Annotated in this window: 6 protein-coding genes and 1 tRNA gene; 6 read left to right on the plus strand and 1 reads right to left on the minus strand. The window is 50.2% G+C overall.

The window, feature by feature from the left end; translation table 11 throughout:
• Positions 1–395: 395 nt before the first annotated feature.
• The 4 genes from E1189_RS09005 to E1189_RS09020 all read left to right on the plus strand — a co-directional run bounded on the left by E1189_RS09005 (position 396) and on the right by E1189_RS09020 (position 4,208).
• Positions 396–487: transfer RNA gene (locus E1189_RS09005), tRNA-Sec, on the plus strand.
• Positions 488–622: 135 nt separating this feature from the next.
• Positions 623–1,987, plus strand: a complete 1,365-nt coding sequence (gene selA, locus E1189_RS09010) for an L-seryl-tRNA(Sec) selenium transferase (protein ID WP_155159744.1) — start codon at positions 623–625, stop codon at positions 1,985–1,987.
• Complete coding sequence (selB, locus tag E1189_RS09015; RefSeq protein WP_155159745.1) at positions 1,984–3,783, plus strand: selenocysteine-specific translation elongation factor; 1,800 nt, start codon at positions 1,984–1,986, stop codon at positions 3,781–3,783. Before selA ends, selB begins: the two co-directional genes overlap by 4 nt.
• A 5-nt stretch (positions 3,784–3,788) precedes the next feature.
• Entirely contained in the window at positions 3,789–4,208 is a 420-nt protein-coding gene (locus E1189_RS09020; protein WP_155159746.1) for a GrdX family protein, read from the plus strand.
• A gap of 71 nt (positions 4,209–4,279) precedes the next feature.
• Here E1189_RS09020 and E1189_RS09025 read toward each other — a convergent pair whose 3' ends face one another.
• Positions 4,280–5,461 (minus strand): hypothetical protein, encoded by a 1,182-nt coding sequence (locus E1189_RS09025; RefSeq protein WP_155159747.1) that lies wholly within the window; start codon positions 5,459–5,461, stop codon positions 4,280–4,282.
• A 2-nt stretch (positions 5,462–5,463) separates the two neighbouring features.
• Between E1189_RS09025 and E1189_RS25750 the strand changes: the two genes are divergently transcribed.
• Entirely contained in the window at positions 5,464–5,586 is a 123-nt protein-coding gene (locus E1189_RS25750) for a hypothetical protein (protein WP_268921615.1), read from the plus strand.
• 300 nt (positions 5,587–5,886) lie between these two features.
• Positions 5,887–7,898 (plus strand): hypothetical protein (locus E1189_RS23845; protein ID WP_196221339.1); only part of this gene is annotated, 2,012 nt, incomplete at its 3' end.

Consider the following 7,898-nt stretch of genomic DNA (forward strand, 5'->3'; position numbering starts at 1 on the left):
GGGGGGACAAGTGTTAGCAATTGCGTTGAATGCTTTGGTTTGTAGGTGTTGGTTTGCGGGTTTTAGGTGATACTCCCGCTGGTGGTATGTAGTCGTGTTTTTCGACTATTTTGACGAAGTTCAACAAAAGTGACGGCACCCTGCGTCACTGAAGGTTTTTTTATATGTCAGTGTTGAGTGTGTATTTTGTAGCGTGTGCGAGTTTGTAGGGGATGTCCGTAGTTGTTGAAAAGTATGCAACAGCTGACTTTTTGGAAGGTATTGTTTGCCACTGTTGCAGGTGAGGCTGTTTTTGATAAAAACTGCTAAAGGTACGCTTTGTACCTATGGTCGTCAATCTGGAAAAATGACAATACTCATATGGCAGTGTATGGGTATTATATGCACATCACTTCGGAAGCAGATGGGGTCTGGTGGCCCTCCCGGTCTTCAAAACCGACGTAAGCCGTAGAGGCTTTGGCAGGTTCGATTCCTGCCTCTTCCGCCAAATTCTGTCGCAGAGCCTAGCTTGTTTGAACGAGCAGTGAGCTTTGTGATCCATACTAAAGCTGGTTCCGGTTATTAAACAATTTTAATAACAGGCACCGGCTTTTTTTGTGTCTGAATCCCCCTGAGGCATGTTATGGAAGCAGGTCGTTTACCCCAGGTCGGCCAGTTACTGGACTCCCCCTTTCTCCAGGAGGCTGTTCGCAAACTCAGCCGCCCCCTTGTTACAGAAACCGTTCGCCGTGTTCTGGGCCATTACCGCAAGCAGCGCTGTTTTATTAAGAATGAAGACGATCAGGCGCAACTGGAAGCGGACATTCTCTCCTCCTGTTATAAACTGATTCGCACCCGCCAGACCCGCGTTATTAACGCCACAGGCACTGTGATTCACACTAACCTTGGCCGTTCCCCTATCAGCCCTGAATTGTGGGAAGCGGTGTCTGAACTGAACACCGGTTACAGCAATCTGGAAATCAGCCTTGCCAAAGGAAAACGTGGTGAACGCAAGGGGCTGGTAAACTATCTGGTGGGGGCACTCACCGGTGCCGACGATGCGCTGGTGGTGAACAATAATGCGTCATCTGTCTGGTTGTTGCTCAATGAACTGGCTGCGGGCAAAGAGGTGATTATCTCCCGTGGCGAGCAGATTCAGATAGGCGGCGGTTTCCGTATCCCCGACATCATGCGCATGGCTGGTGCCAATATGGTGGAAGTGGGTACAAGTAACATCACCACCGCTGATGACTATCTGGATGCTATCACCGAAAACACCGCCATGGTGTTGATGGTGCATCGCTCTAACTTTGCCATTCGCGGATTTACTGAATCTCCCGATATTAAGGAAGTCGCCCGTCGTCTGCCCAAACATGTTCTGCTGGCGGTAGATCAGGGTTCTGGCCTTGTGACGGAAACCTTCTCCAAGGATGAAGTGCCCGCAGACCGTTACCTGCGTCAGGGCGCTGACCTTGTGTGCTTCTCTGGCGACAAGATTCTCGGTGGCCCGCAGGCAGGCATTATTGCCGGTCATAAAGAGCTGGTGAAGCGTCTGGAAAAGAACCCCATGATGCGCGCCTTCCGCCCCAGCCGGATTATTTACTCCCTGCTGGAAGAGTTGCTGATTCGCAAGCTTAACGGCGAAGAGTGTGGCCGGGGCATTGCCGAACGTGCCCAGAGGAACCTGGAAACCAATCGTCAGTGGGCAGAACGGTATCTGCCAGAATGGGGTGAGCATGTCTCCCTGTTTGAAGATCAGCTGGTGATCGGTGGCGGTACCCTGCCTGACGAATACTATCCGTCCTGGTCTCTGGAGCTGAACTCGTCCAAACCAGCGAACAAAGTGCTGGATGAGTTGCGGGAGATGGATGTACCAATGATTGCTGTGATACGTAACGACAAGGTGCGCATCAACCTCGCCACTATTCTTCCGGAAGATCGTGATGTCGTTGCACGACAGTTAACCCACTATTTTATGACTACACACACGGTAGAGCCATCCAAATGAGAGCCGTAATTGGAACCGCCGGTCACGTTGACCATGGCAAAACCGCACTGATTAAAGCCCTGACCGGCATTATGACCGCCCGGGCCAAAGAGCAAAAACTGGGCATGACTCTTGATCTGGGTTTTGCTCACTTTGAAGGAGATAACGAAGAAGTGGTGGGCGTGATCGATGTACCCGGTCACGAGCGTTATATCCGCAACATGGTGTCTGGAGTCTGGAGTCTGGATATGGTGTTGCTGGTTGTAGCCGCCGACGAAGGCTGGATGCCCATGACCAACGACCACCTCAAGGTGATTCACGCCATGGGCATCAAGAACCTGCTGGTGGTGATCAACAAGTCTGATGCTGTTGATGCGGAAACCCTTGAGCTGGTTGAAGAGGATATTCTTGAGCGGGTGATGGAAGTGACCGGTGATATTCCCGAGTCCATCTGTGTGTCTGCTCTCACTGGCGACAATATCCCTCAGCTGAAGAAAACCATCCTGCGCATTCTCAACCGTATGGAAGAGCGCCAGGATGACGGCAGTGCCCGTATTTATCTCGATCGTGTGTTCACCGTAAACGGTATCGGGACAGTAGTAACCGGCAGCTTGACTGAAGGCCCTGTCGCCATGGGTGAAAAGCTGATGGTGATGCCTGCAGGCAAGCCGGTACAGGTAAAAGCGCTGCAATCCGGTCATAAATCTCTGGATGAAGTGAGCGCGGTATCCCGTGTGGCGGTGGGTGTGAAAGGCATCACTCGCAAAGAGCTGGAGCGTGGACACTGTCTGGTGAAAAACCCCGCTGATGCCATGGTGTGCGAGCAGATGATTGTGCGTCTGGAAGAGGGCTTTACCGAGGGGCGTAATAACCGGGAAGTGGAAGTGGCGTTAGGTAGTGCTCACTCACTGGCTCGCCTGCATCATATCAGAGGAACACGCCTCGCTCGCCTGGTGCTTACCGAGAAAATTACCGCGTTCTGGAACCAGCCTTTTGTGGTGATTCGTCACGGTGGCAGTGACTTACTGTTCAGCGGTCGGGTGATCTGGAATGGTGGTGTACCAGCCCATCGTCGTGCAGCGCTGTACGAATTGCTGGAAGCCCTGCCGGAAGAGTTAAGCGAACAGGATCGCCTGCAATTGAGTCTGGACTTCCACGGCTATGTTCACCGCGACGCACTGGCAGGCTGCGATGGTGTGGATACCAGCAGTTTTGTGGATATGAGCGGCTGGCTGGTCAGTCACACTTTTTTCAAAGAGTCTCTGGAACTGGTGCAAACCACGTTGAAAGACGAAGGCACAGCACTCAGCGGAGCAGAGCTGGCCAGTAAGCTGGGTATTGAACCGGCTGTGCTGGATCAGCTGCTGCAAGAGTTAAAGAAGGACAACATCATCCATATGACTGGCGGTGCCTGGGTGCTGGGTGGCGGAACATCGGAAGATGATCTCAACCAGAAAGGCCAGCAGCTACTGAGCATGATCCAGAAAGCCGGTAAAGAAGGTCTGCAGTCGTCTAAGACACAAGTTCCCGGCGGTCAGAAAGAGCTGCGTAACCTGGTGCACTTAGGCTTTATCGTCCCTATGGAAGACCACATTTACTACGCCAAAGACGTTTACGATCAGTGTGTTGAAGACATCCTCACGGGCCTGGCTATGAATGAAAGTTTCCCCGTTGCCCACGCCAAAGACCGCACCGGTTTGAGTCGCAAATACCTGATTCCACTGCTCAACCGCCTGGAGCGTGATGGCTGGGTGAAGCGTAATGAGTCCGATCGTATTGTTATCAAGCTGCTGGAAGACACTAAGCAGGAGGCTTAAGGTTCGTGAAAAATATCAACAATGATTTGCTGATCGTCACCAATAACCCCAAGGTTGCTGAGAAGCTGGGGCGCTTTCAGCAGGAAACCTGCGAAAGCTACGAAGGTGTTCTGAAGGCGGTGCGCAACCGTGTGCATGCCGGTGCGCGAGTGATCACTCACCCGCTGGCAGGTAGCGTAAAGCCCGGCGAAAGCCCCTACCGTTCTGTTGCTATTGATGTAAGTGGTGATGAGCTGGATATGCAATCTCTGGAAATTATCGAAAAAGCGCTGGAGCGTTTTACGGTGATGGTGAACTCTCGAACCTATGCCCGCGAATACAATGAGCAGATTCTGGAAGACTTTCAGGTGATTGATGGGCAACTGTTGCTGTCTGGCTTGAGTTCTATTCAAGGTATCGGGGCACTGCCTGCCGCTATGGCCTGATCGCTCGCTCTGAATAAAGTGCCCGAGCAGTGTGTTCGGGCACTTTTATTTGGGTGAAGTTATATGTACGTTCACTGGCCTTCTGTCTGTGTTTCTGCTTTTGCTTTTACTTTTACTGCTGCTGCCCGAACTGGAGTGCGCTGTTTCCTTTTTTTGCGCTTTTTTGCGGGGGGCAGATCAGACCCTGGTGTATATTCTGCTTCAGATTCAGATTCAGGTTTTGGCCTGGGTCTCTTTTGTTGTGGAGAGGTGACAGAGCAGAAGGAGGCATCGCTCTCAGCTACAGAGAGGATGGAGTCTTCGCTTGTGCTGCTTGGCGTCCTGGGGCCTGCAGTTCTATAGCTGAGAAGATCTTGATGACCATGAAGATGGGAGGTGGAGGATTTGGAAAAGACCTTCCCGGATCTTGTCCTAAGAGGGGGGGAGGAAGCTTCCGCGAATGCTTTGTCTTGGGATTCCAGTTCGCTGATGCGCTGATTCAAATGTCTGTTTTCTTCGCGCAGCGCATCCAGCTCTTCACGGTCCGTTTTGAGTTGTGCGTTCTCTTTAACAAGTGCTTCAAGATTTTTCGCTTGCTTCTCGAGTACTCTCAGTTTGTGACGCAATTTCAGTTGCTCTTCCTCAACCTTGTCTCTCAGAGCAGTCAAACTGGTATTTTCAAGCTCTTTAGGCAGGGTATGACCATGCAGGTGACACATGTTACTCAAGGTTGATCTGAGTAGCTGGGCTTCAGAGTCTTTCTTCTCCTCTTCCTTGTGAAAATTATCTATCAGGTTAGTGATATCTCTATGTGTATAGGTGTCCAAAACCTTTCCACCCATCTCGTGCACCAACCTGTTAAGCAGGGTGATATCAAAATGCTCTGGGGTTGCTGCTTGCAGAGTCTCTATCTGTTCTTCCGGTGTGGGAACATCTGCAGGGGAGAGTGTCATAACAAGTTTTTTTAATTGTTCGCCTTCGCCTTCGTCGAGCGTCCGGTAAGGGACTGTAATGGTTTGGGTGTAGCAGGGCTTACCATCAGGTAACTGGCCTGTCTGAGTAAAATGCTCAGGGAGGAAGCAAGTGGGCATTTTCTTGTCTCGGCTGACAAGCATATCCGCCAGCTCGTCTCCATTGCATAGTCCTTCAGGTACTTCTCTATTGAAGTGGGCGTAGGCTTTTTTCACGCAGTCTTGCAGGAAGCCCTTTTCCATCTCGGTTTTTACGAGGGCTGCCTTAAGTTGCTGGAGTGCCTCCCCCTCATGTTGTCCCACTGATGCATACCCACGTGGTAAGTTATGATGCGACACTTGGCGCTGTGGCAATTGCCGTGGTGGGGGCATCATGGCAGATTGTTGTTGAATATAGCCTTGCGCCATCCTGCCTGCAGGAGGCATAGGATAATTATATATGCTAACGCTTGGTGGGAGCCTGAAGGTGGGGCTTCCGGCTCCAGGTGAGTACCCTGCCATCGAGGCTGTATAGGTTGGTAGAGCTCTATCCGATGCTGAAGATCCTTGGGAATAAGCCATTTTATAATCCTTTTATTGTGTAAGATAGGGTGTTGGACAAGAGTTAAGCCAATACATTCCATAACAGACACGCTTGTTTGCTGTACAACAAGGTTAGAGTTTCTAACACTGCCCTTCTGGCCATCATCATCTATATTTTGTTGCTCTTGATCCTGAGAGCAATTCTCATGTTATCTATACGTGCTATGAAGCAAGCCCTGCTTTTGACTGTGGTGTGTCTGCTCTATCCTCTGGAGGCTCTGGCTGTAAAGACTGATCCTAAGACAGGCTTACCCTTTACAGATGACGCGCTGTTGCAGCATATGATGGGAGAGAAAAGCGCACCGGGTGATGCAGATTTTTCAGGGTTAAATGGGCCACTAGAGGCCAGGGAGTTGCTTTTTGATCGGCTGCTGGGGGTGAAGGATACCGTTATCTCCATATATGAACCTACTTTCACTCTGACCATAAAAAACGATGGAGAGAGAAAAGCACTTAATGATATGGGTTTGCGTTTTTCGTTGGCTATACACCCCGTTGTTAACGGAGTGCGCACCCGAGGACGCTTTGTGAGGGAAGGGCTGTCTGCAAGCCAGCATGGTGTATTGAGAGAGACCATTCCCCTTGAAGCGTTTTATCAGGATGATACTAATAACTACAGCGTTGTCCTTTCCTATGAAAGCCTGAGCCAGATACCTATAGAAATCACCCGTTTTAACCTTCAGGTGGCTGCACTTCCGCCTGAGAAAAGCTCGCAGTTGAGAGATAATGAGGCGTTTTACTATGAACTCATGCCTGATGCTGCTGAGACTGATCCGACTTCGACTCAGGATAAGACCGGTGCAGAGATAGAAGAGGGAGCCCCTTCTTCACAAGACAGAGGTGCAGCCATGAAAAAGAGCATCCTTGTTCTCGATCTCTCCAAAATTCCTGCCGAGGGAGCGCCAGCGTTTAATGGTGCGGCTTATCAATACTTTAAACGGCACCAAAAGCAGGCGGATGAAGCGGGTCTTGCCGTAGTGGTTACTCCTTTGGAAGGTGAACAGCAGAGAGTGCGCGTGCCTCCTAACTGTTTGCAGGTTGATCTGGCACACTACAATAGAATTCTTAAGCCGATTTTTCACTCCCTTCAGAACGAACATGAGTGGTCGTTTTCTCATAAGATCTTCATAACGGAGGATGAAACAACAGACAGCGGATCTATAAACAAGAACTTCGTGTTCACTCAAAAATTTCTGGAGGAGGATAACCATGAGAGAGAGCTTCTTGAAGCACAGCTGTTTAACCCGGATCTCTATGAAGATCTGCGAGTTCTAGTTGATCCGCAGCTGGATAATGTCTCTGCACATGTTTATCTGACGCCGTTATTTGATGGGCAGGGTTTTATATATGACGCCGGAGAATATTACAGGCTACCCATTACTGATGGCTATATCACGCTGCCCCTCACATTGGGGCAATTGCCTACATCCAGCTGGCAATACCAGATAGATATTCATATAGAAACTGAGGCGACGGAAAAAAATATTCGTACCAGGCTGATTGCTTTGGATCGCGAAAGAGTTCGCAATGTTTCTGTCGTACGTTTTTCAGAGCACTCCTCTATAGAGCCTGACAGTGCATTAATGAAGCGGGTAGCTGCCGCTCCGGTTTGTGAGGAGGGGAGGCATTGTCCATTGTTTATTGTTCATTCCCCAGGAAAAATACCACCCAGGTCTGAAATGCCTCTGTATGCTGTAACCTTAACTGATGAGCAGGCTGGCACACTGTCTGCGAGTATGTTTAAAGATGTAGATGGTGTGATCTGGAGCGATGATCCCAGCTATGGGCCGGAAGGTGCGATGGCACATTTCGCAAAACGTCTTGTTACTGTGGGCGAGGAGAAAAGAGCAGACACTCCAATTGATTGTCCGCCTACTGAATTTTCTGAAGGTACCGCTACCCAAAGCCAAATAGAAAGGAGGCCCAGCCTGAGTTCTTCTCAAGAAAATAAAAAAGAACAGGCTTCTGCATCCGAATTGCCAGAGCGGCCTTTAGAGGGTGAAAGTCACCAGCAACGCTCAGACAATGAGGAAGATACATCTGGCTCCTCACCTAAAAAACTGACAGAGAATGGAGAGTGCCGAGATAATGGTGCAGATATAGCGGCAGGGCTCTCTGGTGAAGAGGGCGAAGAAGAGGAAGAGGGTGAAGAAGAGGA

Origin of the sequence: Parendozoicomonas verongulae, assembly GCF_009711465.1 — a bacterium.
Taxonomy (GTDB): Bacteria; Pseudomonadota; Gammaproteobacteria; order Pseudomonadales; family Endozoicomonadaceae; genus Sansalvadorimonas; species Sansalvadorimonas verongulae.

What these genes read in the sequence shown, in the direction of transcription:
- selA (WP_155159744.1), top strand. Translation starts at nt 623, where the DNA reads ATGGAAGCAGGTCGTTTACCCCAGGTCGGCCAGTTACTGGACTCCCCC.
- selB (WP_155159745.1), top strand. Translation starts at nt 1,984, where the DNA reads ATGAGAGCCGTAATTGGAACCGCCGGTCACGTTGACCATGGCAAAACC.
- E1189_RS25750 (WP_268921615.1), top strand. Translation starts at nt 5,464, where the DNA reads ATGCATACCCACGTGGTAAGTTATGATGCGACACTTGGCGCTGTGGCA.